At 72.1% G+C, this 24,736-nt stretch carries 24 protein-coding genes and 3 pseudogenes; 16 read left to right on the top strand and 11 right to left on the bottom strand.

Features of this window, described 5'->3' with window-relative positions; all coding sequences use genetic code 11:
* Positions 1-6: 6 nt before the first annotated feature.
* Together ACZ39I_RS07545 and ACZ39I_RS07540 are read left to right on the top strand one after the other, a co-directional pair.
* A complete protein-coding gene (locus ACZ39I_RS07545) occupies positions 7-1,287 on the top strand; it encodes an ROK family transcriptional regulator (RefSeq protein WP_467243523.1) in 1,281 nt (426 codons plus the stop codon).
* A gap of 62 nt (positions 1,288-1,349) precedes the next feature.
* Positions 1,350-1,592 carry a hypothetical protein gene (locus ACZ39I_RS07540; RefSeq protein ID WP_467243522.1) on the top strand — a complete coding sequence of 81 codons (243 nt, stop codon included), beginning with the start codon at positions 1,350-1,352 and terminating at the stop codon, positions 1,590-1,592.
* A 38-nt stretch (positions 1,593-1,630) separates the two neighbouring features.
* On the opposite strand, the gene ACZ39I_RS07535 is transcribed toward ACZ39I_RS07540, so the two are convergent.
* Positions 1,631-2,659, bottom strand: a complete 1,029-nt coding sequence (locus ACZ39I_RS07535) for an SDR family oxidoreductase (RefSeq protein WP_467243521.1) — start codon at positions 2,657-2,659, stop codon at positions 1,631-1,633.
* Positions 2,660-2,783: 124 nt separating this feature from the next.
* Between ACZ39I_RS07535 and ACZ39I_RS07530 the strand changes: the two are divergent.
* A pseudogene (locus ACZ39I_RS07530) lies at positions 2,784-3,442 on the top strand (M15 family metallopeptidase).
* A gap of 205 nt (positions 3,443-3,647) precedes the next feature.
* Here the strand turns inward: ACZ39I_RS07530 and ACZ39I_RS07525 are convergent.
* The 4 genes from ACZ39I_RS07525 to ACZ39I_RS07510 form a co-directional block, all read right to left on the bottom strand.
* Positions 3,648-4,607: an SDR family NAD(P)-dependent oxidoreductase gene (locus ACZ39I_RS07525; RefSeq protein ID WP_467243519.1), complete on the bottom strand. Its 960-nt coding sequence runs from the start codon at positions 4,605-4,607 to the stop codon at positions 3,648-3,650.
* A 274-nt stretch (positions 4,608-4,881) separates the two neighbouring features.
* Positions 4,882-6,051 (bottom strand): FUSC family protein, encoded by a 1,170-nt coding sequence (locus tag ACZ39I_RS07520; RefSeq protein ID WP_467243518.1) that lies wholly within the window; start codon positions 6,049-6,051, stop codon positions 4,882-4,884.
* A gap of 28 nt (positions 6,052-6,079) precedes the next feature.
* Positions 6,080-6,736 carry an HAD family hydrolase gene (locus ACZ39I_RS07515; RefSeq protein WP_467243517.1) on the bottom strand — a complete coding sequence of 219 codons (657 nt, stop codon included), beginning with the start codon at positions 6,734-6,736 and terminating at the stop codon, positions 6,080-6,082.
* Between the two features lie 39 nt (positions 6,737-6,775).
* Positions 6,776-7,813, bottom strand: coding sequence for a PHP domain-containing protein (locus ACZ39I_RS07510; RefSeq protein ID WP_467243516.1), 1,038 nt, complete (start codon positions 7,811-7,813; stop codon positions 6,776-6,778).
* A gap of 196 nt (positions 7,814-8,009) precedes the next feature.
* Between ACZ39I_RS07510 and ACZ39I_RS07505 the strand changes: the two are divergent.
* The 3 genes and pseudogenes from ACZ39I_RS07505 to ACZ39I_RS07495 all read left to right on the top strand — a co-directional run.
* A pseudogene (locus ACZ39I_RS07505) lies at positions 8,010-8,813 on the top strand (SDR family oxidoreductase); the annotation flags it as partial.
* Positions 8,808-9,856, top strand: a pseudogene (locus tag ACZ39I_RS07500) (DNA topoisomerase IB); the annotation flags it as partial. The pseudogenes ACZ39I_RS07505 and ACZ39I_RS07500, both read left to right, overlap by 6 nt.
* Before the next feature lie 43 nt (positions 9,857-9,899).
* Entirely contained in the window at positions 9,900-10,136 is a 237-nt protein-coding gene (locus tag ACZ39I_RS07495) for a hypothetical protein (protein ID WP_057613237.1), read from the top strand.
* A 9-nt stretch (positions 10,137-10,145) separates the two neighbouring features.
* On the opposite strand, the gene ACZ39I_RS07490 is transcribed toward ACZ39I_RS07495, so the two are convergent.
* Together ACZ39I_RS07490 and ACZ39I_RS07485 are read right to left on the bottom strand one after the other, a co-directional pair.
* Entirely contained in the window at positions 10,146-11,375 is a 1,230-nt protein-coding gene (locus ACZ39I_RS07490; protein ID WP_467243513.1) for an RICIN domain-containing protein, read from the bottom strand.
* Between the two features lie 111 nt (positions 11,376-11,486).
* Positions 11,487-12,050: a VanZ family protein gene (locus ACZ39I_RS07485; RefSeq protein WP_467243512.1), complete on the bottom strand. Its 564-nt coding sequence runs from the start codon at positions 12,048-12,050 to the stop codon at positions 11,487-11,489.
* 215 nt (positions 12,051-12,265) lie between these two features.
* On the opposite strand from ACZ39I_RS07485, the gene ACZ39I_RS07480 reads away from it, so the two are divergent.
* Genes ACZ39I_RS07480 through ACZ39I_RS07455 form a run of 6 tightly spaced genes read left to right on the top strand, consistent with a single transcriptional unit; the run spans position 12,266 to position 15,994 of the window.
* The gene (locus ACZ39I_RS07480; RefSeq protein WP_467243511.1) at positions 12,266-12,448 is read left to right on the top strand and encodes a hypothetical protein; all 183 of its coding nucleotides are present in this window, start codon (positions 12,266-12,268) and stop codon (positions 12,446-12,448) included.
* On the top strand, positions 12,445-12,897 hold the full coding sequence (locus ACZ39I_RS07475; protein ID WP_467243510.1) for a monovalent cation/H+ antiporter complex subunit F: 453 nt from the start codon (positions 12,445-12,447) through the stop codon (positions 12,895-12,897). The genes ACZ39I_RS07480 and ACZ39I_RS07475 overlap by 4 nt, the downstream gene beginning before the upstream one ends.
* Positions 12,890-13,150, top strand: a complete 261-nt coding sequence (locus ACZ39I_RS07470) for a hydrogenase subunit MbhD domain-containing protein (protein ID WP_467243509.1) — start codon at positions 12,890-12,892, stop codon at positions 13,148-13,150. Before ACZ39I_RS07475 ends, ACZ39I_RS07470 begins: the two co-directional genes overlap by 8 nt.
* Positions 13,147-13,887: an MnhB domain-containing protein gene (locus ACZ39I_RS07465; protein ID WP_467243507.1), complete on the top strand. Its 741-nt coding sequence runs from the start codon at positions 13,147-13,149 to the stop codon at positions 13,885-13,887. The genes ACZ39I_RS07470 and ACZ39I_RS07465 overlap by 4 nt, the downstream gene beginning before the upstream one ends.
* The gene (locus ACZ39I_RS07460) at positions 13,887-14,234 is read left to right on the top strand and encodes a sodium:proton antiporter (protein WP_467243506.1); all 348 of its coding nucleotides are present in this window, start codon (positions 13,887-13,889) and stop codon (positions 14,232-14,234) included. Before ACZ39I_RS07465 ends, ACZ39I_RS07460 begins: the two co-directional genes overlap by 1 nt.
* A complete protein-coding gene (locus tag ACZ39I_RS07455; RefSeq protein ID WP_467243505.1) occupies positions 14,234-15,994 on the top strand; it encodes a complex I subunit 5 family protein in 1,761 nt (586 codons plus the stop codon). The genes ACZ39I_RS07460 and ACZ39I_RS07455 overlap by 1 nt, the downstream gene beginning before the upstream one ends.
* Here the strand turns inward: ACZ39I_RS07455 and ACZ39I_RS07450 are convergent, their stop codons facing one another.
* Positions 15,995-16,657, bottom strand: a complete 663-nt coding sequence (locus tag ACZ39I_RS07450; RefSeq protein WP_393597373.1) for a DUF4230 domain-containing protein — start codon at positions 16,655-16,657, stop codon at positions 15,995-15,997.
* Positions 16,658-16,808: 151 nt separating this feature from the next.
* Here ACZ39I_RS07450 and ACZ39I_RS07445 point away from each other — a divergent pair, with 151 nt between their 5' ends.
* Positions 16,809-18,002, top strand: coding sequence for a cytochrome P450 (locus tag ACZ39I_RS07445; RefSeq protein WP_467243503.1), 1,194 nt, complete (start codon positions 16,809-16,811; stop codon positions 18,000-18,002).
* A 3-nt stretch (positions 18,003-18,005) separates the two neighbouring features.
* Here the strand turns inward: ACZ39I_RS07445 and otr(A) are convergent, their stop codons facing one another.
* A complete protein-coding gene (otr(A), locus tag ACZ39I_RS07440; protein ID WP_467243502.1) occupies positions 18,006-19,853 on the bottom strand; it encodes a tetracycline resistance ribosomal protection protein Otr(A) in 1,848 nt (615 codons plus the stop codon).
* A 220-nt stretch (positions 19,854-20,073) separates the two neighbouring features.
* Here otr(A) and ACZ39I_RS07435 point away from each other — a divergent pair, with 220 nt between their 5' ends.
* On the top strand, positions 20,074-21,027 hold the full coding sequence (locus tag ACZ39I_RS07435) for a ribose-phosphate diphosphokinase (protein ID WP_352384818.1): 954 nt from the start codon (positions 20,074-20,076) through the stop codon (positions 21,025-21,027).
* Positions 21,028-21,052: 25 nt separating this feature from the next.
* Here the strand turns inward: ACZ39I_RS07435 and ACZ39I_RS07430 are convergent, their stop codons facing one another.
* Together ACZ39I_RS07430 and ACZ39I_RS07425 are read right to left on the bottom strand one after the other, a co-directional pair.
* The gene (locus ACZ39I_RS07430) at positions 21,053-21,433 is read right to left on the bottom strand and encodes an anti-sigma factor antagonist (protein WP_467243500.1); all 381 of its coding nucleotides are present in this window, start codon (positions 21,431-21,433) and stop codon (positions 21,053-21,055) included.
* A 161-nt stretch (positions 21,434-21,594) separates the two neighbouring features.
* On the bottom strand, positions 21,595-22,032 hold the full coding sequence (locus tag ACZ39I_RS07425; protein WP_352384822.1) for a MarR family winged helix-turn-helix transcriptional regulator: 438 nt from the start codon (positions 22,030-22,032) through the stop codon (positions 21,595-21,597).
* Between the two features lie 103 nt (positions 22,033-22,135).
* On the opposite strand from ACZ39I_RS07425, the gene ACZ39I_RS07420 reads away from it, so the two are divergent.
* Entirely contained in the window at positions 22,136-23,590 is a 1,455-nt protein-coding gene (locus tag ACZ39I_RS07420) for an aldehyde dehydrogenase family protein (protein WP_467243499.1), read from the top strand.
* A gap of 22 nt (positions 23,591-23,612) precedes the next feature.
* Positions 23,613-24,719, top strand: a complete 1,107-nt coding sequence (locus tag ACZ39I_RS07415) for an NAD(P)-dependent alcohol dehydrogenase (RefSeq protein ID WP_467243498.1) — start codon at positions 23,613-23,615, stop codon at positions 24,717-24,719.
* The last annotated feature ends 17 nt before the right edge of the window (positions 24,720-24,736 follow it).

The raw sequence follows: 24,736 nt of genomic DNA, 5'->3' as shown, positions 1-24,736 counted from the left end.
ACTCCCTTGAACAGACGCACCGTACGCGACCTCAGACGCGCCAACCGCACGGCCGTCCTGCAGCGCCTCTACTTCGACGGACCCCTCAGCCGCTTCGAACTCGGTCCCGTCACCGGGCTCAGCTCCGGCTCCGTCAGCAACGTCGTCGCCGACCTGGTGGCCGACGGCCTGCTGGAGGAGGCGGGAAGCGTCGACTCCGACGGCGGACGCCCCCGCACCCTGCTGCGGGTCGCGCCCGGCAGCGGCCACTTGATCGGCGTCGACGTCGGCGAGACCCGGGTGCGCGTCGAGCTGTTCGACCTCACCCTCACCGAACTCGCCCGCGCCGAACGCCCGTTGACCCAGCACGGCTACGACGTCGAGGCCATCGTCGGGCACATTCGCGACGGCATCACCGAAGTGCTCGCCGATGCCGCCGTCGAGCCCGAAGCGCTGCTCGGCGTCGGCATCGGAGTGCCCGGCATCGTCGCGCACACCCCCGAGAGCGGGGCCGTCGTGCACGGACAGACCATCGGCTGGGACGCCGTCCCGCTGGAGGCACTGCTGCGCACCGGCTCCCCGCTGCCCGGCAGCGTCCGGTACTTCATCGACAACGGCGCCAAGACCCTCGGCCAGGCCGAGATGTGGTTCGGTGGGGGGCGCGGTGCCCGCAGTGCCGTCGTGGTCCTCTTCGGTTCCGGTGTCGGTGCCTGTCTGGTGACGCCCGAGGTGGAACACGGCCGGGCCATCGAGTGGGGGCATCTGACCGTACGGGTCAGGGGGCGCCGCTGCCGCTGTGGGGCCCTCGGCTGCCTGGAGGCCTACGCCGGTGCCGAGTCGCTGCTGGAGCGCTGGCGGGAGGCGGGCGGCCGCCCGCCCGAGGGCACCGACGAGGAGACGGCGCTGACCGCCATGCTCACCGCCGCCCACCCGGCCGACGGCACCCCGGCCGACCCCGTGGCGCTCGCCGTCCTGGAGGAGACCGCCGAGTACCTGGGCGCCGGCCTGTCCGACCTGATCAACCTCTTCCAGCCCGAGCGGATCATCGTCGGCGGCTGGGCCGGGCTCCAGCTCGGCGACCGGTTCCTGCCCGCGGTACGGCGCCACGCGACGGCGTACGCGCTGCGGTACCCGGCAGGGAAGGTCACCGTCGACCTCGGTCGCCTGGGGCCCGACGCGGTCACCGTCGGCGCGGCCATCCTCCCGCTCGCCGACTTCTTCGCCCGCGGCGGCCGGCGCCCCGAACCCGCTCCCGAGGGCCCGGCACCGGCCTGGCGGACCGCCCTGGAGGAGCGGGCACCGCGCTGACGTTTCGCCGACCTGCGCGGAGGTACTCGCGCTCCCGCCATCAACACGCCAGGGAGGATGCCGTGGACCACCGCAACGAAGGACCGGGCGAGAACGGGGACCCCGTCCCGCGGGATCTGCCGGACCAGCAGGCGGGCGAGGGCGAGGACCCCTGGGAGGTCGCCACCGTCCCGGACGGGGAGCCCGGCACCGACGAGTCCGAGGACGTCCCGGACACCGACGAGGCGGGGACCGGCCGCCAGGGCACGCAGCGGTCGGACACCGTGCACCCCGAGCACCCGGGAGCCGAGGAGTCCTCCGGCTGAGCGCCGGCCCGGCGGCCGACTCGCGGGCCCGCCGGGCCTCAGCCCACCTTGCGGCCCTTCATCGGCTCCGTCCGCGCCCCCGCACCCTGCTGCATCCCGTGCAGGAACTCCTCTAGGACCTCGGTCGCGGTGTGCTCCGGATGCCAGCCGAGTTCCGTACGCGCACGCGTGCAGTCCATCAGCGGCAGCCGCAGGACCGCGTCGAACAGATGCGGGGACGCGGGCAGCAGATGCAGGCCCCACGCGGCCGCGATCGCCGAGCGGGCCGCAGTGCGCGGCAGCCGTACGGGACGAGCGCCGAGCATCTCGGCCAGCAGCTCGGCGTCGACCGTCGGCTCGGCCGCCAGGTTGAAGGCGCCCCGCACGTCCGAGCGCACCGCCAGCGCGTAGGCCTTGGCGGCGTCGTCGGTGTGCAGCGCCTGCACGCGCAGGCCGGGGATGTCGGGCAGGAACGGCAGCAGGTCGGGCCGGGCCAGCTGGCCCGGCAGGAAGCGGCCGCCGAAGATACGGCGCTGCTCGCTCGCCGACTCCCGCTTGAAGAGGAACGCCGGGCGCATCCGTACGACCCGGACGGCGGGGTGGTCGCGCTCGAAGGTGTCCAGGGCGCGCTCCAGATACGCCTTCTCCCGGCAGTACGCGGCGTCCGGCCAGCCGTGCGTCGGCCACGACTCGTCGACCGCGTGGTCCTTCGGGCCGGGGGAGTAGGCGCCCACGGACGACGCGTGCACCAGCGTCGGCACCTTGGCCGCCGCCACCGCCTCGAACACCCGGATCGAGCCGAGGACGTTGGTGCGCCAGGTCGCCGCGGGGTCGTGCGTCGGCTGGAACGCCCACGCCAGGTGGATCACCGCGTCGGCGCCCGTGAACTCCTCGACCAGATCGTTCTGTTCCGATGACAGGTCGACCGCGGACCACTCCGTCCGCGGCAGCGACCAGTCGGGGATGCGCCGGGCCAGGCCCCGTACGGAGCCGACCTCCGGATTCTCGGAGAGGAGGCGCACCACGCTGGTTCCCACGTTGCCGGTGGCGCCCGTGACCACGATCCTGCTGCCGGTTGAAGTGCTCACTTCGGCTCCTTCGGTCCGCTGGGGCGGGGGCCGCCCGAGTACCCGGCCTCCGGCGATGCACGCGATGTGCGGCAGGTGTGTGGCAGGTGCACGGCACGGTCCGCGGCCACGAGAGGATCACGGCATGAGTGAGATCATCCTGATGTCCGACGCCCCCGTGTCGCCGCCGTCCCGGTCGAGGAGAACGGGGAGCCTCTCGTGGACGTCCGCGGCCACCTCCTCGTCGACGACCGCAAGCACGAGGACTCCCTGGGCGCCGAGGTGTATCTGCGCCAGGGTGTCCTCGACCGGCTGCTCCGGGCGCAGGCCCTGCTGCCCGGTGGCCTGGGCCTGCTCTTCGTGGAGGGATACCGGCCGCCCGCGCTGCAGCGGCACTGCTTCGAGACGTACGCCGGTGAACTGCGCGCCGCCCACCCCGACTGGTCCGCGGACCGGATCCACACCGCGGCCAGCCGCTATGTCTCCCCGCCCGGGACAGCCCCGCACAGCGCCGGCGCGGCCGTCGACCTCACCCTCGCCGACGCCGACGGCGGCGAACTCGACCTGGGTACCGCGATGAACGCCAACCCGGAGGAGAGCGACGGCGCCTGCTACACGGGCGCCGCCGACATCACCGAGCAGGCGAAGTGCAACCGGGCCCTGCTGGGAGAGGCGCTGAGCGCGGCGGGCCTGGTCAACTACCCGACCGAGTGGTGGCACTGGTCCTACGGCGACCGCTACTGGGCCCTGGAGACGGAGGCGCCTGCCGCGTTGTACGGAACGAAGGAACTCGAGGCGCGGTAGTGCCTGGCGACGGCGCGGAGATCTGCAGAGACCAGGGGTCCCGGCGTCCCCCTGACACGCCGACCGTCGCCGGGGCCCAGCGGCCTTTCAGGGGCCCGGGGAACTGCGCGACCAGCCACAGTTAGCCGCAGTCGACAACGACGACCTGCTGGGCCGCTCCCTGAATCGGCAGCGGCCACTCTCGACATCCCCCGAAGGGCCCGCGTCAGGCGAACGCGTTCACGCCCGTGAGCTCCGCCGACAGCGTCCACAGGCGCTCCGCCTGGTCCGGGTCGGTCGCCCACGCCCTGACGCCGCCGCTCTCGTCGCCGTCGACGGCGGGCTCGGCGATGTCGCAGTCCTCCAGGTAGACGCCGCCCATTCCCGCCAGCTGGGGCGAGGTCGCCGCCCACACCTGTGTGGCCGCGCCCTGCTCCGGGCTCTTGAAGCCCGAGGGATTGAGCACGTTGCCCTGCTCGTCGATCCAGCCGCGCTCCACCATCTCCGCCTTGGGGAGGTGACGCTGCAAGGGGGTGAGGATGCCGCCCGGGTGGAGCGAGAACGCCCGCACCCCGCGATCGGCGCCGAGCTTGTCGAGGTGGACGGCGAACAGGACGTTCGCCGTCTTCGCCTGGCCGTACGCCTGCCACTTGTCGTAGCCGGTCCGCCAGTGGACGTCGTCCCAGCGCATGCCGGAGAAGTGGTGGGCGCGCGAGGACACCGAGACCACCCGGGCGCCGCCGGGCTCGATGGCCGGCCACAACCGGTTGACCAGCGCGAAGTGCCCGAGGTGGTTGGTCGCGAACTGCGCCTCCCAGCCCGGCCCGACCCTGGTCTCCGGGCAGGCCATGATCCCGGCGTTGTCGATGACGAGGTCGACCGTGCGGCCCGAGTCGAGGAACCGCTCGGCGAAGGCCCGCACGCTGTCCAGGTCACCCAGGTCGAGTTCGTCCAGTTCGACACGGTCGATGCCGGCCAGCGCCTTCCAGGCGGTGTCGGGACGCCGGGCCGGGACGACGACCCGCGCGCCCGCCTTGGTGAGCGCCCGGGTGGTCTCCAGACCGAGCCCCGAGTAGCCGCCGGTGACGATCGCGAGCTTGCCGGACAGGTCGACGCCCGCGAGGACGTCGTCGGCCGTGCTGTGAGCGCCGAACTCAGAACCGATCTTGTGCTGTGCAGTGCTCATGACGGGAACGCTACGAATTGGAGTGCTCTCGAAGTCAAGCCGGGACAAAAGGAAGCCCCGACCGGACGGGGGAATCACGGTCGGGGCGGTCAAGGGGTGGGCACGGATGGCGGTCGCCTCTCGGCGAAAGGCTCCACAGGGCTTCAGCCGAACGATCGTCCCTGTGGGCAAAAGGTGAGGCCCGGGGACACTGTCCCATCCGTACCCACGGTCGGTTCAACGGGCAACCACCCGCTGGTGTTCCGCCCCGCGACCCGCTCCCGGGTGAGCTGCGTCACCCGTTCCGCCCGGTCGGAACGGTCTCGCTCCACAGGTTCTCGGCCTGCAGCAGCAGGGTCCCCAGCACCGTCGTGCCCTCCGCCCCCTGCCCGGCGTGCTCCCGCAGCCCGTCCTGGAGCTGACCGCGCAGCTCCCGCATCGCCGCCTCGGCATGCTCGTCGGGGCGGTCCTCACCGCCGGTCGCCAGCAGCCGTTCGCTCTCCGCGTGGCAGGCGTCGCCGATCAGCTGGAGGAGGTCGGCGTACGCGTCCAGTACCGGCCCGGCGGGCGGGGCGGGGGCGCGGTCCTCGTCGGCGGCGACGACCAGGGTGCGGGTGAGCGCGCGGATGTGACCGGTGACGCGGCTCCAGCGCTCGTCGTCCTGCTCCGGGGGGATCGACGCGGGAAGCCGCCGTACGGCACGCCGCGGACCGGCCGTCAGGCGCAGGCTCTCCCGGCTCCAGCCGCGGGCGGACCGCAGTGCCCCCAGCCGGCGCTCCAGCCGGGCCGAGGCATGCGACCAGCCCTGCACGTCCCACTCACCGTCCCGCAGATCACCGGCCAGGGTGTGCAGGACATCGCCCGCCTCCCGGGCCAGCGCCGCGAGGTTCTCCCGTACGTCGCGCAGATGGATCGGCGGAAGCACGAACGCGTTCACGGCGATGCCGATGACGGCGCCGAGCGCGGCCTGTCCCACCCGGTGGCCGACCTCCGACACCCCGACCGTGCTGGTGGAGAGGGTGAACAGCGCGGTGGTCGCGCCGTAGATCCCCTGGTCGCCGAAGCGCGGCCAGTTCGCGAGGAGCACCAGCAGCGGCACGGACAGTGCCACGGCACCCAGCGTGCTCCCGGTGACGGCCAGCGCCACCGACGCCAGTACGGCCCCGCAGCAGATCGCCGCCAGCTGCCGTACGGCCTGGATCAGCGAGCTGAACACGGTGGCCTGCACCAGCACCACCGCCACCCAGGGCGCCATCAGGGCCATCGGATCGCCCATCCACACACCGGCCACTAGCCAGGCGAGGATCGCGGCGGCCGAGGCCTTGAGCGACTGCACGAGCAGATCGCGCTCCCGCCCCGGGCCACGGAAGGCGGCACGGGCCGCCCGGCCGAAGGCATGTGCTCCCTGCCGTATCGCTTGGGTCGGGCGGGGCTGTCGACGTAGAGCTTGCGTCACACCAGTCATCTGCTATGGGTTCCGGCTGTCCGGCACGTCATGCCAGGGGACTGTTCGCCAGGGATGCCAGCAGGTGGGCCGGATCGTCGTAGATCGCCTGCGCACCCGCCTCCTCCAGGTCGGCGCGGGGGATTCCGCCGCACAGGACGCCGACGCAGCGGACGCCCGCCCGGCTGCCGGCCTGCATGTCCCAGACGGTGTCGCCGACGAAGACCGCGCGTTCGACGGGCACCCCCGCCAGTTCCAGCGCGTGCTCGACGGGCTCGGGGGCGGGCTTGCCCTCCTCGACGTCGTCGGCGCTGGCGGTGGCCATGATCGCGTCGTCGGCGGCGATCGCCCGGCGCAGCGCGGACAGTTCCGCCCCGCCCGCCGAGGTGGCGAGGACGACCCGCCAGCCCTCGCGGTCCAGCTGCCGCAGCAGCCGGCCGGCGTCCTGGAGGGCGGGCAGCCGGTCGAAGTACTGCCCGTAGAGCGCCTTGTGGGCGGCGCTCAGCTCGGCGTCCTGGTCCTTGTCGCGGTCCTCGCCCAGCAGATGCGCCACGAGGTCGTCGGAACCGAGCCCGATGGCCCGGTGGACGGCGTGCATCGGCACCTGGTGGCCCGCCTGCCGCAGCGCCTCCCACCAGGTCGTCACATGCAGGTGGTTGGTGTCGACCAGGGTGCCGTCGACGTCGAACACTGCCGCCCGTTCCATGTACCGCTCCTTGTCCTGTGGTGCCGCGCGGGTACCACCTCAGGGGCCCGCCACTCGGTCCGGTACCCGGCCTTCCCGGGACCAGGCCAGCAGTTCCCCGAGGTTCCAGGTGGTCACGATCCGCTCGGCCGGCACCTCGCACTCCTCCGCCCGCGCGCAGCCGAGGATCTGCCAGTCGAGCTGGCCGGGCGCGTGGGCGTCGGTGTCGACCGAGAACAGCACGCCCGCCTCGACCGCCCGGCGCAGCAGCCGGCGGGGCGGGTCGAGGCGCTCCGGGCGGCTGTTGATCTCCACCGCCGTGCCCGACTCCGCGCACGCGGCGAACACCTCGTCCGCGTCGAACTGCGACTCGGGCCGGCCGCGCCCGGTCACCAGCCGTCCCGTGCAGTGCCCGAGGATGTTCGCGTGCGGGTCGCGCACGGCGGCCACCATGCGCCGGGTCATCGAACGGGCGTCCATGCGCAGCTTGGAGTGCACGGACACGACCACGACGTCCAGGCGGTCCAGGAGTTCGGGTTCCTGGTCCAGGGAGCCGTCGTCGAGGATGTCGCACTCGATGCCGGTGAGCAGCCGGAACGGCGCCCAGGTCTCGTTGAGTGCCGCCACCACGTCGAGCTGCTCCCGCAGCCGCTCCGGGGACAGCCCCCGGGCCACGGTCAGCCGTGGCGAGTGGTCGGTCAGCACCGCCCACTCATGGCCGAGCTCCGCCGCGGTCCGGCCCATCTCCTCGATCGGGCTGCCGCCGTCCGACCAGTCGGAGTGCAGATGGCAGTCGCCGCGCAGGAGCGCCCGCAGCTTCTCGCCGCCCCCGGTCCGGGGCGCTGCCGACTCCTCCTCCAGTTTCACCAGATAACCGGGCACGCCTCCGGCCAGCGCCTCGCGCACCACCTGGGCCGTCTTCGGGCCGATGCCCTTGAGCGACTCCAGCGACCCGGACTCCGCGCGCTCGCGCACCTCGTCCGCGGGCAGCTCGGTCAGTACCCGGGCCGCCGTACGGAAGGCACGGACGCGGTACGTCGGAGCCAGGGACCGCTCCAGCAGGAAGGCGATCCGTTCCAGGGCCTCGACGGGATCCATCGCCACCTCCTCCAGAGTTGCCCGGCTCCTCCAGAGTTCCCCAGGCGCCCGGGCGCCGCACGACGGACGAGCGGTTTGTCGGGCAGCGCGCCGGGTACTGCGATGCCTCGCCGGACGTCCCCCAGGATCTCGGACCTCGGCCGCCCGGCAATCACCTCGTCGTCCCCGACAACACCCGCCCTACGAGGAGGCCGAGATGTCCGCCCCCACCGCACCCGACACCAAGGTGGCCGTGATCACCGGCGCCGACTCCGGCATCGGCAGGGCCACCGCCGTCCGGCTGGCCCGGGCGGGGATGGACGTCGGCATCACCTGGCACACCGACCTCGAGGGCGCCGAGGAGACCGCCGAGGAGGTCCGCGCCCTCGGCCGACGCGCCGAGGTGGCGCGGATGGACCTCACCCGGCTGCCCGCCGCCGCGGACACCGTCGACGAGCTGTGCGACCGGCTGGGCCGCCTCGACGTCCTGGTCAACAACGCGGGCACCGGCACCATGACGCCCTTCCTCGACCTGGAGCTCGACACGGTCCGCGAGGTCCTCGACGTGGACCTGCTGGGACCGTTCCTGTGCGGTCAGCGGGCCGCCCGGCGCATGATCCGGCAGGGCGACGGTGGCCGGATCGTCAATGTGACCTCCGTGCACGAGCACCAGCCGCGGGTCGGCGCGGCCCCGTACTGCGCGGCCAAGGGCGGCCTGGGACTGCTCACCCAGGTGATGGCCCTGGAACTCGCCGAGCACGGCATCACCGTCAACGCGGTCGCGCCCGGCGAGATCGCCACCCCGATGACGGGCCAGAAGGACACCGACGTCCACACCGAAAAGCGTCCCGGTGTCCCGCTCGGCCGCCCGGGTGACGCCCGCGAGGTCGCCGCCGTGATCGCCTTCCTGGCCGGCCCCGAGGCCACCTACGTCACCGGTGCGTCCTGGAGTGTCGACGGCGGGATGCTCCGCATGGGCCCGCAGGCCGGCTCGCACCTCGGCGACGACGAATGGCGGCGCCGCACCAGTCCCTGCGAGCGTCCAGGCTTCACCCGGGTCCGCTGCGGCCGGGGTTTCCGTTACCGGGACCCCGAGGGCAAGCCGGTCACGGACCCGGACGTACTCGCCCGCATCCGCGCCCTGACCATCCCGCCCGCCTGGCGCGAGGTGTGGATCTGCCCCTGGCCCAACGGGCACCTCCAGGCCGTCGGCACCGACGACGTCGGACGCCGCCAGTACCTGTACCACGAGCGGTTCCGCGCCCAGCAGGAGCAGGCCAAGCACGAGCACGTGCGGAAGGTGGCCCGCGCCCTGCCCACGCTGCGCGAGCGGGTCGCGGAGGACCTCGCGGGGCGGCCTGAACCGCCCGCGGGCCACGGCCTGCGCGGTGCGCCTGCTCGACCTCGGCTTCTTCCGGATCGGCAGCGACCGGCACACCCGCCAGACGGAGACCTACGGCCTGACGACCATGCTCCGCGAGCACGTCACCTGCGGCCGCGACGAGCTCACCTTCGCCTACCCGGCCGAGGGCGGCATCGAGCTGGTCCGCGCGCTGGTCGACGAGGACGCCCTGACCGTCGTACGCGCGCTCAAGCGCCGCAGGAGCGGCGGGGACCGGCTGCTCGCCCACTGGGAGCGGGGCGCCTGGCACGATCTGCACGGCGCCGACCTGAACGAGGCGCTGCGCCGGCTGTCCGGCACCGACTCCCCCAACTCTCGGCTTCGCTCGAGCCGGGGGGACCACCATCGCCAAGGACTTCCGGACCTGGCACGCCACGGTCCTGGCCGCGGTCGCCCTCGCCGTCACCGCCGAGGAGGCCCGGGCCAGCCCCACGGCCCGCCGCCGGCAGATGGCCAAAACCGTGCGCGAGGTCAGCCACTACCTGGGCAACACGCCGGCGGTGTGCCGGGCCTCGTACATCGACCCGCGGGTCTTCGAGCTGGCCGAGCAGGGGAGGACCGTCGCCCCCGCCCTCACCCGGCTGGGCGAACACGGGGACTTCGGGCGGCCGGCCACCCAGGGCGCGGTCGAGGCGGCGGTCCTCGACCTGCTCGGCGGGTGACGCACGCCTCTCCCCGCCGCGGGATGCGTTCTACGCTCGAACCATGACCGAAATCGCGAGCCCGCACATCGCCACCCCGCGGATCATCGTGCTCGGGGTCCAGCCGACCACACCGCCGTTCCGGATCGTGGAGATCGACGGGGAGGTGGTCGGCGAGGCGAGGGCCGTCACCGACGTACTGGAGGCGGCCGCCGCCTTCGGCATCACGGTCCACGACCTGGACGACCCGGACGTGGTGCGCTGGGTGGGCGGCGACAAGTTCACCTGGACCCGGCACTGACCCACGGGATCAGCCGACCGTCCACTTCTGGTTGGCGCCGCCCGTGCAGGTCCACAGCTGCAGCCGGGTGCCGTTGGCCGAGTTGTTGCCGGTCACGTCGAGGCACTTGTCGGCCTGCGGGTTGACGATGTCGCGGGCGCCCGTGACGGTCCACCGCTGGGCCCCGGAGCCGTTGCAGTCGTAGAGCTGGACCGCCGTCCCGTCCGCGGTGCCGCCGCCCGTGACGTCCAGGCACTTGCCGAGCGCGCGGATCGTGCCGTCCGAGCCGACGGTCCACTGCTGGGCGGCAGTGCCGTTGCAGTCATAGAGCTGTACGGCGGTCCCGTTCGCGGGGTTCGCCCCGGCGGCGTCCACGCACTTGCCCGCGAGGCCCCGGATCGCCGCCCCCGTTGGCGCCTCGCCGGTGGTCACCGACACGTGGTCCACCACGAGCTGCTGCGGGAAGGCGGTGGAGCCGTCCGGGTCACCGGGCCAGTAGCCGCCGACCGCGAGGTTGAGGATCAGGAAGAACGGCTTGTTGAACACCCAGGTGCGGCCGCCCAGGTCGGCGGGGGTGCGCCTCTGGTAGACGGTCCCGTCGACGGACCAGGTGATCGAGTCGGGTGCCCAGTCGACGGCGAAGGTGTGGAAGGCGTCCGCGAAGGCCTGGCCGTTCGGCAGGGAGTAGCCGGCGCCTATGCCGCCCGAGCCGGAGTAGCCGGGGCCGTGGATCGTGCCGTGGACGATCGAGGGCTCGAAGCCGACGTTCTCCATGATGTCGATCTCGCCCGAGTCCGGCCAGTTGACCGGGGTGCCGAGCATCCAGAACGCCGGCCACATGCCCTGCCCGCGCGGGATCTTCATCCGCGCCTCGACGTGTCCGTACTGTGCGGTGAACTTCCCGGAGGTGTTCAGCCGGGCCGAGGTGTACTGGCAGGTGCCGTACCAGCACTGGTAGTTCGCGGGGTTCTCGCGCCGGGCCGTGATCACCAGATGGCCCTGCCCGTCGAGGGCGGCGTTCTTGTTGCCCGAGGTGTAGTACTGCCGCTCGTGGTTGTTGACGTTGTCGCCGGTCTCGATCTGCCACTTCGAGGAGTCGACAGCGGCTCCGGCGGGCCCGTCGAAGGTGTCGGAGAACGTCACCGCGGCGGCGGCGGCGACGGCGACGGCGGGCGGGTCCGCCTGGGCGGTACCGGACGAGATCAGCACGGCGGACAGTGCGGCGAGGAGACATCTGCGCAGCAGGCGTGAGGCGGCCACGGCTCTTCCTCCGAGGTGGGGGATGGTGGTGTCGCCTCTTGATTTAAGGAGTGAACTAAGGGCCCGTCAATACTCTGGTACAGACCAGAAGTTGAGCGGACCCCGGATTCCTTACGCCTTGTTCGCCGACTTGTCGCGCGGCTTCTTGTGCACCGCCCGGCTCAGCCGCCTGCCCAGCAGCAGATAGCCGATCAGAGCGCCGGAGGTGTTGAGGATGACGTCGTCGATGTCGAAGGCCCGGCCTTCCACGAGGGCGCCCTGCGCGAACTCGACGAGCAGCATCACGAAGGCAGTCAGCAGCACGATCCGCAGCAGCCCGCGGGTCTTCGGGGCGATGATCGGAACCAGGATGCCGAACGGGATGCCCAGCAGGATGTTCCCGCCGATCTGCTTGAAGGCGTCCCGCATCTCCGGCTGGTCCAGATAGGCCTTGAGGGAGTCGCCCGGGTGCAGGTTGGTGTGCGTCAGATCCACCGACGTCGGCGAGGGTTCGAGCGTCAGCCGGGCCAGGACGACGGCGAACGCCACCATGAACACGAACGCGAACACCATCGCCACGAAACGGACGACGAGGGAGAGCGGATCTCGCCGGGGGCGGGCGGGCTTCACCGCGCGCTCGGTCTTGGCGGTGCCGGCGTCTGACCCCGCTCGCGAACGTGACGGCGCCCAGGCCATTGGATCCTCCACTCTCGAACTTCCCAGTGTCGAAAGGCGCTTACCCCTGAACGGCCCGAGGATGCCGCCGCACACGGGTCGGCCTCCGGTTTCCCTTCGTACGGTCGGGGCACGCGGGCTGGAGTACCGCGCGCGTCGCCCCCGCACGCCCTCGGACCGGTGTTTGGATGGCGCGCGACGGACGTTCCCAGGCCGCGGCCGCGAGGAGGTGGCGCATGACCGGGCGTACGACACTCCTCGCCACAGCCGAACTCCTCGGCTGGTGGACCGCACTCGCCGTGCTCTGGCTCGTGTTCATCTCCGCCGTGGACACCCTCGAACTCGCGGTCGGCGCGGCCGTCGCCGGCCTCGGCGCGCTCGCCGCCCGGGCCGCCCGACGGGCGGTGACCGGACGGTGAACGGCTGGATCCTCGCGGCGACCGTCGTCCTCGGCGGGGGAGTGGGCGCCACCGTGTGGGGCGTCGCCACCGGACCGCTCGGACGCCGGGTCGTGGCACAGAACCTGTGCACCGCCCTCGCCTGCCCCGCCCTCCTGCTGCTCTCCCAGGGCTACGACCGCCCCTCCTACGTCGATCTCGCCCTGGTCCTCGCCCTGCTGGGCCCGGTCGGCACCCTCGTCTTCGCCCGTTTGCTCGCCGACGAACTGGCCGAGGACCCGCCGAGCGCCTGGGGCCTGACCTACGCGGCCGCCGCGGTCGGCGCGCTGGTCGTCACCGCGCTGTGCGTGGCCACCGGCCCGAGCCGGGCGACGGCCAAGCTCCTGGTCGTCGGGGCCCTGCTGATCGGCGGGAACATCGTCGCCTCACGTGCCCTGTCCGGCGGATTCCCGGGGGTCCGCCGTGGCTGACGCGGTGATCGTCGTCGCACTGCTCCTGGTCGCCGTGTCCGCGACCGCGGCGGTCGCCGTCCGCGACCCCGTACGCCAGGCCCTGGTCCTGTCCGTGCTCGGCCTGGTCCTCGCGGTCCTGTTCACCGTGCTCCAGGCACCCGACGTGGCCCTGTCGCAGCTGGCCGTGGGCTCCGCCCTCACCCCGCTGTTGCTGCTGCTCGCCGTCCACAAGGCCAGGCGGCGCGGAAAGAAGGAAGGAAACCGCCGGTGAGCCGCCGCGCCCGGCTGTGGCTCCTGGCGGTGGGCGGCGCGGGCCTGGCCGCCCTCTTCGTGGCCGCCGCCCTCGACCTGCCCGCCTTCGGCGGCGACCACCACCCCTACGGCGACCGGGCCGTCCACGCCTCCCTGGCCCGGCGCACTGCCAACGTCATCGCCTCCGTCAACTTCGACCAGCGCGCCTTCGACACCCTCGGCGAGATGACCATCCTCTTCGCCGCCGTCATCGGCTGCGTGATCCTGCTGCGGCAGACCCACGACGAACACCGCGCCCGGGCCGCCGCCGAGAAGGTGGCCCGCCCCGTCCGCCGCTACGCCCTCCTCGTGCTCCCCGTGGCCCTCCTCACCGGCCTCTACGTGATCGCCCACGGGCAACTCAGCCCCGGCGGCGGCTTCCAGGGCGGGGTCGTCGCCGCGACCTCCCTGCACCTGCTCTACCTGGGCGCCGACTACCGGGCCCTGGAACGGGTCAGGCCGGTCGGCCTGTACGAGACCGGCGACGCGATCGCCACCTCCGCCTACGTCGTCACCGGCCTCGCCGGACTGATCGGCGGCTCGGCCTTCCTCGCCAACACCGTGCTGCCGTACGGCACCTTCAACACGCTGTCCTCCGGTGGCACCGTCCCGCTGCTGAACGCGGCCGTCGGCATGGAGGTCGCCTGCGCGGTCGTCGTCCTGCTCGCCCGCTTCCTGGACCAGACCGTCGAGATCGAGGAGGGGAACGGGAAGTGATGGATGTCTTTCCCTGTCTGATCGCCGGGTGGATCTTCCTGGCCGGCTGCTACGGCCTCGCCACCAGCCGGAACCTGATCCACGCAGTCGGCTGCCTGTCCGTGTGCCAGGCCGGCACCTACGTCCTGCTGCTGGCCGTCGGCTACCGCGACCACGCCACCGCCCCCGTCTTCTCCGACCTGAAACCCGGCTCGCGCCCCGTCGTCGACCCGGTCGTCCAGGCCCTGACGCTGACCGACGTCGTCGTCGGCGCCACCGTCACCGCCCTGCTGCTCGCCCTCGTCGTGCAGATCTCCAAACGGCACGGCACGGTCGACCCCGACGAACTCTCCGAGCTGCGCGGCTGATGGACGACCTGCTGCCCCTGCTGGTGGCTGTACCGCTGCTCGGCGCCGCCCTGCTCGTCGCCGGCGGCCGCCTGGTGCCCCGCCCGGTCGCCGAGACCCTCGGCTGCGCGGTCTCCGCCGGCACGGCCGCCCTCGCCCTCGTCCTCCTGTTGAACTCCTCGCCGCCCTTCCTGGAATGGGCCGGGGGCTGGACCCCTGTGGAGGGACAGAGCGTCGGCATCGTCCTGATCGGCGACGGGCCCGGCCTCGGCATGGCAGTGCTCGCCTCCCTGCTCACCCTGGCGGCACTGGCGTACTCCTGGCACTACTTCGACGAACCGCCCAGCGGCCACGCCGGGTCCTTCCCCGCGCTCCTGCTGCTGTTCCAGGGCGGCATGTGCGGGTTCGCGATCGCGGGCGACCTGTTCAACGCGTTCGTGTGGTTCGAACTGATGAGCGTTGTGGCGTACGCCCTGACCGGCCACCGGGTCGAGGAGGCCAGGGCCGTGCAGGGCGCGCTGACCTTCGCCGTCGTCACCTCGCTCGGCGCGTACGCCATGCTCATGGGCATCGGACTGCTGTACGCGCGCACCGGCGAGCTGGGAATGCACGCGATCGGCCGGGGACTGGACGGGTACGGACGCCCCGACGCCCTGGTCCTCGCCGCGTTCGTCCTGGTCATGACCGCGCTGCTGGTCAAGTCGGCCGCCGTCCCCTTCCACTTCTGGCTGCCCGACGCGCACGCCGTCGCCCCCACCCCCGTGTGCATGCTGCTGTCGGGTGTCATGGTCGAACTCGGCGCCTTCGGTGTCTGGCGCGTCTACGGCACGGTCTTCTCCGGACCCGGCGGCGTCCCGGCTCCCGAGTTCGAGCGGGCCCTGGTGGCGCTGGGCGCGCTGACGGCCGTGATCGGCGCGGTGATGTGCTGGTACCAACGGCACGTCAAACGGCTGCTGGCCTACTCGACGGTCGCCCACACCGGGCTCTTCCTCATCGGCATCGGCGTCCTGAAGCCGGAGGCCGACGACGGGATCGCCCTGTACGTCCTCGGCCACGCCGGGGTGAAGGCGGCCCTGTTCGCCTGCGCCGGCATCCTCCTCGACCGCTACGGCAGCGTCGACGAGCACGCCCTGTACGGAAGGGCTCGTGAACTGAAGGGCGTCGCCGTGCTGTTCGTCCTGGGAGCCCTCGGCCTCGCCGGTCTGCCGCCCTTCGGCACGGCACTCGGCAAGTCGGTGACGGAGGAAGCCGTGGGAGGCCCGCTCACCGTGCTCTACGTGGCGGCGAGCGCGGTGACCGCGGCGGCCGTGCTGCGGGTCGCCGCTCGGGTGTTCCTGGGCCTGGGCCCCCGCCCCGAGGTCGGTTCCGGGTACGAGACGACCGGTTCCGGGGAGCGGCCCGAGACCCGGCACCGGCTCGGCCGGATCCCGGACACCATGACCGCGGTGCCCGCCGTGCTGCTCGCCGCAGCCGTCGCAGCCGGCGTGGCCCCCGGTTTCGCCAAGGTGGTCGCGCACTCCGTGAACGAGACCGGATCCGCGGGTGTGTTCACTTCCGTGCACTGGACCCCGGCCGGAGTCCTGCTGGGCCTGGTCTCGACCCTGCTGGCCGGGGTCCTCGCCCTCCTCACCGTCACCCGCCCCGAGCCGTTCGCCGCACGGGACCGGGCGCTGTGGCTACGGCGCCTGCAGTCCGGGCACGTCGGCGACTACGTGGCGTGGGTCCTGGTCGGCACCACCGTGCTCGGCGCCCTCACCCTGCCCGGCATGCTCGGCGGCTGATCAGGTGCCGTAGGTGACCTCGACCTTCGTGAAGCCGAGCGAGTTCAGCAGTCCCTTGAGCATGTTGGTCGTGTTGGTCTCGGCCCGCTTGGTCAGCTCGCTCTCCTTCGCCGCCTCGGTGATGTGCTTCACCGCGAGCTTCTGCACGGCCTGTTCGCTGTTGGGGTTGTCGGAGAAGAAGTCGCCGAGCCGGTCGAGCAGACCGCGCTGTTTGGAGACCGCGTAGGAGCGGTCGGCGTCCAGCGTGGCCTTGCCGAGCTGCGCGTGCGGCAGATGGAGCGTGGCGGCCGTGCGGTCCTCGTTGACCGTCACGTCGTTCTTGGCGACCTTGCCGAGGTCGACGTAGGCGTCGACGGCGCCCGCCCCCACGTACAGGGTGCGTGAGCCGCGGATCGCGTCGGGCAGGAACTTGGTGTCCTTCTCCAGGTCCACCACGACCTGGAAATTGCCGGAGGCGGCGTCGTAACGGCTGATGTCCTGGATGGACTCCAGAAGTGCGGGGCCCGAACGGTCGTGGGTCTCCGTGCCGAACAGGTCCTTGAGGCCAGGGAGCACACTGAACCGGATCCCGGCGAAGAACACCACGAGCACCACCACGACGGCGGTCAGTATCTTCGCCCAGCCGGGCATGCGCCTGGACACTCGCCTGATGGGAGTCGTCATGCGACGGCCCTCCTTCCTACTGCACGGATGCCCACGGATGACCCCCAAAAGCCCTGGGAGACCGTCTTGTTGGCTGATTGGGACACTGACGGGACACACCGGGGCGCACTAGCGTGGGGAACTCCGCGTACCGGCGTGTCTGGAGACCTGGATGAGCACAGACAGCACGTCCCGGACCCTTTGTCCCATGCACCGTATCCCCCTGCCCGAGAACGGCCCGCCCCGGCTCACCACCCTGGCCACCGGCACCCCGGTATGGCTCGTCACCCGCTACGCCGACGTGCGCCAGGTGCTCATGGACCCCCGCTTCAACCGGAAGTCCCTCAGGGACGAGGACGCCCCGCCGCTGCTCCTCGTACCGAATCTGCTGGACTCCCCGGACGGCCTCCTCAACCAGGACGGGCCGCCCCACCAACTGCTGCGGGGTACCGTCCAGCGGGCCTTCACCCCGCGTGCGATCGCCCGCTGGCGGCCCTGGACCGCCTCCGTGGTGGAGACCCTCCTCGACGACCTCGCACGGCAGCCGCAGCCCGCCGACATCGTCGAGGGGTTCACCCGCCGGCTGCCCGTCTCAGTGATCTCCCGGCTGATGGGCCTGGAGCACGCCGACTGGGAACGCATCCGCGACTGGGCCGACCACGCCCTGTCCGGCGGCGCGCACACGGCCGAGGAAGTCGGCGCGGCCATGCGGGAGTTCGGCCACTTCTGCGCGGGACTGATCGCCGAGCGGCGCAAGGAGCCGGGCGACGACCTGGTGAGCGCCCTGGTCGTCGTCGGCGACGACCAGGGCATCGACGAGACGCACCTGGTCATGCTGGTCCTGGGCCTGGTCGTCGCCGGACACGAGACGACCATGACCGCCCTCGGGAACATCGTCGTCCACCTCCTCACCGACGGGCGGCAGGCCTGGCCCCGTCTCGCCGAGAGCCAGGAGGCCGCCGAGACCGCCGTCGAACAGCTGCTGCGCACGATCCCGCTGAGCGAGGGCAGGGTGCTGCCCGGGCTGATCCGCCGGGCCGTCGAGGAGGTCGAGGTCGGCGGGGTGACGATCCCGGCGGGGGCCGTGGTCGCCGTGCAGACCAACGCGGCGAACCGGGACCCGGACGTCTTTCCGCGGCCCGAGGAGACCGACCCGTTCGCCCCGCTGACGACACCGAGCGTGGTGTTCGGTGCCGGTCCCCACCACTGTCTGGGCGCGTGGCTGGCCCGCCTGGAGCTGGGGCTGGCCCTGCACCGGCTCGCGGTCCGGTTCCCGGGGCTGCGCGCCGAGTTCACGCCGGAGACGATCGACTGGCGGGAGGGACAGATGACACGGGGACCGCGCCGGTTGCCGGTGTCGTGGTGAGTGCTACTGGTGAGGCTTGAGTTCACGGTCGCCCGCGGGCCTGGACCACCACACTCCCTCACCGTGGGTGAGACCGGGCAGCCGCAGCTCGATCTCGCGCACCCGCCGCGCCGGGAGCCCACCGGCGATCACCCATGCTGTGGCCCCACCCGTGGTGCCCGTGAACTCGGCTCCGCAGGCGGCGAGTTGCCCGGTGACCGCAGCCAGTGCGTCCAGCGGCACCTCCGCCTCGAACGCGTGGTACGGCTCGAACAGCCGGGTTCCCGCCCGCTCCAGGGCGCGGCGCAGCACGATCGGCGTGAGCCCGCGGAAGTCGGCGGCGGTGCTGAGGGGCCCGACGAATCCGGAGCGGACGAGGGTGACCCGGTAGTCCGTCACCGGCGCGCCGCTCAGACCGGTCCGCATGCTCGCGTGGACGGTCTCCTCGATGGCCTGGTGGAACGCCCGGGGGAGCGCGCCGAGTTCGGTCTCGTACGCGAAGACCCCACCGGAGCCGCGCTCACCCGGCTCGACCCGCAGTCCGATCGTCGCCCAGTAACGGGTCCCCAGATGCCAGGGACACTCCTCGCACGCTTCCCCGGTACCGCGCGGCCGCTCCAGGTACCGGACCCGGCCCGGCTCGAAGTCCGCCTCGACACCGAAGTCCTGGGCGAGAGTCGCCGCGAGCACCTCCATCTGCACCTCGCCGTACAGGAGCAGCGAGGTGGCGCCCGCGGCCGCGGGGCGCACGTGGATCAGGGGGTCCTGGTCGGCGAGGTCCAGCAGGGCCGAGCGCAGCCGGACCGCCTGACCGGGGTGGCGGGCGGTGACCAGGGTCTCCAGGGTCGGGGGAGCGAACTGCGGCGCGCGGTCGGTGAGTTCACCGAGGCGGTCGCCCACGCGGAGGCGGGCGGAGAAGGTCAGCGCCGCGATGGTCCCGGCGGTGAGGGGTCCGCTCAGGTGCGTCACCCGCCCGGAGACCCGGCTGGTCGCGCCGTCGGGCTCGCGCCTGAGGAACGTCAGCCGCTGACGCTCCGTCACCTCGCCGTCGTACAGCCGCAGATACGCGGTGCGCTCACCGCCGGGTCCGGGGCGCACGGCGAACACCGTGCCGCGCGGTTCGCCGTCTCGTGTCGCAGGGCCGGCCGGGATCAGCCGGATCACGCCCTCGACCAGGTCGCGCACGCCCTGGCCGCCGAGGGCGGAACCGAAGAACACCGGGTGGAAGGAGCCGTCGGCGGTGCGGGCGGCGAGGGTCCCGCGCAGGTCGTCCGGGGTGGGCGCGGGGCCGTCCACGACCGCCGCCAGGATGTCCGGGTCGACCTCGGCGAGGGCCTCGGCCAGCCGGCTGTCCCCGGGCAGGGCGGTCACGCCGGCGGCGGATGTGCCGATGCCCGTCGCCTCGGTGAGCGGGGCGACGTACGGCGTCAGCCTGCGCCGGATGTCGGCCAGCAGGCCCTCGTCGCGGGCACCGGGCCGGTCGATCTTGTTGACGAAGATCAGCGTGGGCAGTCGTAGCCTGCGCAGGGTCCGCATCAGCACCCGGGTCTGTGCCTGTACGCCCTCCACGGCGGACAGCAGCAGGACCGCCCCGTCGAGGACCTCCAGGGCGCGCTCGACCTCCGCGATGAAGTCCGAGTGCCCCGGGGTGTCGATGAGGTTGATCCGGGTGTCACCGACGGTGAACGAGGCGACCGCGGAGCGGATGGTGATGCCGCGCTGCCGCTCGATCGCACCGTCGTCGGTGCGGGTGTCACCGGTGTCGACGCTGCCCAGCCGGTCGATCGCGCCGTGCTCGAACAGCAGCCGCTCGGTGAGGCTGGTCTTACCGGCGTCGACGTGGGCCAGAATTCCGATGTTCAGGGTGTGCATACGCGGTCGAGTCCTCGAGAACCGTGGGCCGAAGGGGGCGCTGGGTCGATTCGAGGAGTCGGCGCATGCGAGGGATCCTGACATTGAGGGAACTCGGACCTGGCCATGATGGCGCCCGCCGGCCGGGGCACCGCAACCGAATTTCGCCGGCCGGGCGGTCGGCGGGCGGGCCAGTAGCATGAGCCGGGCAACCCGAGATGATCATCATAGGAGCAGGTCCGTGCGAGACATCGCCGTGTTCAGCGGTAGCGCCCACCCCGAGCTGGCGGCGGAGGTCTGCGCGCATCTGGGGGTACCGCTCAGTCCCACCCGGGTCAGCCGGTTCGCCAACGACTGCCTGGAGGTGCAGCTTCAGGCCAATTGCCGGGAGCGGGACGTCTTCCTCGTCCAGCCGCTGGTCAGGCCGGTCCAGGAGCACCTGGTGGAGCTGCTGCTGATGTGCGACGCGGCCCGTGGTGCCTCCGCGCGCCGGATCACCGTGGTCATGCCGCACTACTCCTACGCCCGCTCCGACAAGAAGGACGCGCCCCGCATCTCACTGGGCGGACGTCTCGTCGCCGATCTGATGGTGTCGGCCGGCGCGAGCCGGGTTCTCGCCATGACCCTGCACTCCCCGCAGGTGCACGGCTTCTTCTCGGTGCCCGTCGACCATCTGCACGCCCTGCGGGAGCTGGCCGCGCACTTCCGGCAGTACGACCTGACCCGCACCACCGTGGTCTCCCCGGACCTCGGCAACGCCAAGGAGGCGGCCGCCTTCGCCCGGCTCATCGGCGCGCAGGTGGCCGCGGGCGCCAAGCAGCGGTTCGCCGACGACCGGGTCAGCATCAGCGACGTCATCGGCGAGGTCGCCGGACGGGACGTCATCGTGCTGGACGACGAGATCGCCAAGGGCAGCACGGTCCTGGAACTGCTCGACAGGCTGCGCGAGCTGGGCCCGCGTTCCATCCGGGTCGCGTGCACGCACGGGCTCTTCGCCGACGGTGCCCTCAAGAGGATCGGCGAGCAGCCCGACGTACTGGAGATCGTGTGCACCAACACCGTGCCGGTCCCCGTCGAGGAACGCACCGACAAGCTGCGGATCCTGTCCATCGCCCCGGCGCTCGCCGAGGCCGTACGGCGCATTCACAACGGTGAGTCCGTCAGCGCCCTGTTCGACTCGCCCCGCAGTGAGTGACCGACGGTCATTGCGTAGCGGACGGTCATAACGTCTCGGACGTCGTCTCGGGCTGGCCCAGGGCCGCGTCCAGCGACGGCAGCGGGGGCAGCAGCCGGGCCAGACCGGTCACCTTGATGATCCGCAGCGTGAGCGGGTGCGTGCAGACCAGGAGCAGGCTGCCGTGGTTGTCGAGCACGCGCGCGCGGGCCCGGTACAGCAGCCGCAGCCCGGAGCAGTCGAAGAACTCCACGCCACTGAGGTCGATGACGAGCCGCGCGTCGGGTTGCCCCGTGACCCGGTCCAGGTGGGGGAGGAGCTCCACGGTCGCGGCGATGTCGATCTCCCCGCGGAACTCCAGCACGGTGTGACCGCGGTCCTGGTGGACGCGCAGATGCCGGGACGGCGGTGCGGGTTCCTGCTGCACGACGACATCGCCTCCAACCGACCGTGCCCGGGGGCGCGCGAATCCGTTCCCCGCACTGCAAGTTACCCTCGGTGGAGCGAATTTGAGCATGTTCGATTGACATATGTCTTCGAATTGCGACCGTCGGTTCGCACCGGGTTCACGCGGGGCTCGCGCCCGGCTCACGACAGGGCGTGCCAGGCCCTGGTCAGCGCTTGACGGAACTGCTCGGTCTGGTGCGCGGTGAGGTCCCGCACCATCCGCTCCTCCAGCTCCCGCACGGGACCCTCGTGCTGGGCGAGCAACGCGCGCCCCTCCTCGGTCAGCAGGATCAGCAGTTCGCGGCGGTTCTTCGGATTGCGCTCCCGGCGCACCAGTCCGCGGGTCTCCAGGGAGCGCACCAGATCGGCGATCGACTGGGCGGTGACGAAGGAGTCCCGGGCCAGTTGCGCCGCCGACAGTCCGTCGTGCCGCTCCAGCACCGTGAGGGCCGTGTACTGAAGGGCGGTGATCCCGGAGGGCCTGACCAGGTCGTCCAGATGGGAACGGACGACGAGCTCCACCTGTTTCACCATGTAGAGGAGTGACGGGGGCGCCTTGGTCAGCTGTGTGTCGAGCATGGGTTCAGGCTAGACCATTGACAGGAAACCTGTCTGTAAAGAGACTGCGAACCAACAGGAATCCTGTTTGTTGAAATCTTGGCGACGAAGCTGAGGAGCCGCGATGTCCCCCATCGAGATCGAACCCGGACGCCTGTTTGTGGGCGGCCAGTGGCGTGAGGCCGCCGACGGTGCGCGCACCGAGGTGGTCGACCCGTCCCGGGGCGCGGTCGTCACCACCGTCGCGGAGGCCGGCGCCGCCGACGTGGACGCGGCCGTCCGCGCCGCCCGGGAGGCCTTCGACGACGGCGCCTGGTCCGGCCTCAGCGGTCGCGAGCGGGGCCGGATCCTGCACCGGGTCGCCGAGCTGATCCGCGAGAACGCCGACGAACTCGCCCAGCTGGAGAGCCTGGACGTCGGCAAGCCGATCTCGCTCTGCCACGCGGTGGACGTGACCAACGCGGCCAACGACTACGAACACTTCGCGGCCCTCGCCCACTCCCTGGACGGCTCCGTCCGCAACACGCCCATGAACGCCCTCGCGTACACCAAGCGCGAGCCGCTCGGCGTGGTCGCCGCGATCACCCCGTTCAACTTCCCGCTGATCCTCGCCGGTTCCAAGATCGGCCCCGCGCTCGCCGCCGGCAACACGGTCGTGCACAAACCGGCCGACGAGACCCCGCTCAGCGCCCTCTACATGGCCGGACTGTTCCAGCGGGCCGGTGTCCCGGACGGTGTCGTCAACGTGGTCACCGGCGCCGGGCCGGTGGCCGGCGAGGCCCTGCTGCGCCACCGCGGGGTCGACAAGGTCGCCTTCACCGGCTCCACCGCGATCGGCCGACACGTGGCGGCCACCGCGGGCGAGGCGCTCAAGCCCGTCACCATGGAACTCGGCGGCAACGCGGCCAACATCGTTTTCGAGGACGCCGACCTGGAGAAAGCGGTCGGCGCGATCATCAAGGCGTTCGTCTTCAACACCGGCCAGTTCTGCATGGGCGGCCCGCGCCTGCTCGTGGCCCGCTCGGTCCACAGCACCCTGCTCGGCATCCTCGCCGACGCCGTGCCCGGCGTGCCGGTCGGCGACCCGCGCGACCCCGGCACCGTCGTGGGTCCGATGGCGGGGGAGAAGCACCTGAAGAAGGTCGAGGAGTACGTCGACCTGGCCCGCAAGGAGGGCGGCCGGATCGTCTGCGGTGGTGAACGCCTCGACCTGGACGACGGCTTCTACTACAAGCCCACCGTGATCGCCGACCTCTCCAACGACTCCCGGGTCGTGCAGGAGGAGATCTTCGGACCGGTCCTGACCGTGCAGCCCTTCGACACCGAGGACGAGGCCGTCGCCCTCGCCAACTCCACGCCGTACGGCCTGGCTTCGGGCGTCCAGACGACCAACCTGGCCCGCGCGCACCGGGTCGCCGACCGCCTCCAGGCGGGCATCGTCTGGGTCAACGACTGGGCGATGCTCGATCCCGCGGTGCCCTTCGGCGGGGTCAAGGACTCCGGCTACGGCCGCGAGTACGGCCCCGAGGCGCTCGACGCCTACACCAGGGTCAAGTCCGTCGTCGTCTCGCTCGACTGAGCACTACCAAGGAGTTCCCGCGATGTCCCTCACCACCCGTGCCGCGGTCGTCGAGTCCGGCGGCGCACCCTTCACCCTCTCCGACGTCACCCTCGACGAGCCCGCCCCTCATGAGGCCCTCGTCCGCATGGTCGCCACCGGCCTGTGCCACACCGACCTCGGCGTGGCGAGCGGCGGACTGCCCTTCCCGCTGCCCGGCGTCCTCGGGCACGAGGGCGCAGGAGTCGTCGAGGCGGTCGGCTCGGCCGTCACCGGAGTATCTCCCGGCGACCATGTCGTGCTGTCGTTCACGTCCTGCGGCGACTGCCGCAACTGCGACGGCGGCCACCCCGCCTACTGCGCCACCTGGCTGCCGCTGAACCTCCTCGGCGGCCGCCGGGCCGACGGCACCAGCACCATCAGCCGCGACGGTGAGCCGCTCGGCGGACACTTCTTCGGCCAGTCCTCGTTCGCCGAGCGCGCCCTGGTCGACGAACGCAGCCTCGTCAAGGTCGACCCTGACGTGCCGCTGGAGTCCATCGCCCCGCTCGGCTGTGGTGTCCAGACCGGCGTCGGCGCCGTGTGGAACGTACTGAAGCCGGTCACCGGTGCCACGATCGTCGTGCTCGGCGCCGGAGCGGTGGGCCTGTCCGCGGTCATGGCCGCCGCTCTCACCCCCGCCACGACGATCGTCGCCGTCGACCGGTTCGGCGAACGACTCGCCCTGGCAAAGGAGTTGGGCGCCACCCACACCGTCGACGCCGGCGAGGAGGACCTCGGCGAGGCGCTCGCCGCGATCACCGGCGGGCAGGGCGCGGACGGCATCGTGGAGACCACGGGCAACGTGACCGTCCTGCGCCAGGGCGTCGACGCTCTCGGCGCGCGCGGCACGCTGGTCGTCGTCGGCGCCCCGCCGTTCGGCACCGAGGTCTCCCTGGACGTCAACGGGCTGCTCGGCGGCAAGCGGGTCGTCGGCCTCACCCTCGGCGACGCCGAGACGCAGAGCTTCATCCCCGCCCTGGTCCGCCTGGTGAAGGAGGGACGGCTCCCGCTGCACCGCCTGATCAGCGCCTATCCGTTCGCGGACATCGACCAGGCGGTACGGGACATGCGCGCGGGCAAGGCGATCAAGCCCGTGCTGACGTTCTGACCGTGCTGACGTTCTGA

It is taken from the genome of Streptomyces sp. NPDC024687 (genome assembly GCF_055559055.1).
Note: the sequence above shows the minus strand (reverse complement) of the source record. Positions and strands in the feature narration are given on the sequence as shown.

Coding starts and splice junctions, on each gene's coding strand:
- ACZ39I_RS07450 (WP_393597373.1), bottom strand. CDS start 16,657: ATGACGACTCCCATCAGGCGAGTGTCCAGGCGCATGCCCGGCTGGGCG.
- ACZ39I_RS07495 (WP_057613237.1), top strand. CDS start 9,900: ATGACCGAAATCGCGAGCCCGCACATCGCCACCCCGCGGATCATCGTG.
- ACZ39I_RS07415 (WP_467243498.1), top strand. CDS start 23,613: ATGTCCCTCACCACCCGTGCCGCGGTCGTCGAGTCCGGCGGCGCACCC.
- ACZ39I_RS07425 (WP_352384822.1), bottom strand. CDS start 22,032: ATGCTCGACACACAGCTGACCAAGGCGCCCCCGTCACTCCTCTACATG.
- ACZ39I_RS07455 (WP_467243505.1), top strand. CDS start 14,234: ATGGACGACCTGCTGCCCCTGCTGGTGGCTGTACCGCTGCTCGGCGCC.
- ACZ39I_RS07525 (WP_467243519.1), bottom strand. CDS start 4,607: ATGAGCACTGCACAGCACAAGATCGGTTCTGAGTTCGGCGCTCACAGC.
- ACZ39I_RS07515 (WP_467243517.1), bottom strand. CDS start 6,736: ATGGAACGGGCGGCAGTGTTCGACGTCGACGGCACCCTGGTCGACACC.
- ACZ39I_RS07510 (WP_467243516.1), bottom strand. CDS start 7,813: ATGGATCCCGTCGAGGCCCTGGAACGGATCGCCTTCCTGCTGGAGCGG.
- ACZ39I_RS07480 (WP_467243511.1), top strand. CDS start 12,266: ATGACCGGGCGTACGACACTCCTCGCCACAGCCGAACTCCTCGGCTGG.
- ACZ39I_RS07485 (WP_467243512.1), bottom strand. CDS start 12,050: ATGGCCTGGGCGCCGTCACGTTCGCGAGCGGGGTCAGACGCCGGCACC.
- ACZ39I_RS07445 (WP_467243503.1), top strand. CDS start 16,809: ATGAGCACAGACAGCACGTCCCGGACCCTTTGTCCCATGCACCGTATC.
- ACZ39I_RS07460 (WP_467243506.1), top strand. CDS start 13,887: ATGGATGTCTTTCCCTGTCTGATCGCCGGGTGGATCTTCCTGGCCGGC.
- ACZ39I_RS07420 (WP_467243499.1), top strand. CDS start 22,136: ATGTCCCCCATCGAGATCGAACCCGGACGCCTGTTTGTGGGCGGCCAG.
- ACZ39I_RS07520 (WP_467243518.1), bottom strand. CDS start 6,051: ATGACTGGTGTGACGCAAGCTCTACGTCGACAGCCCCGCCCGACCCAA.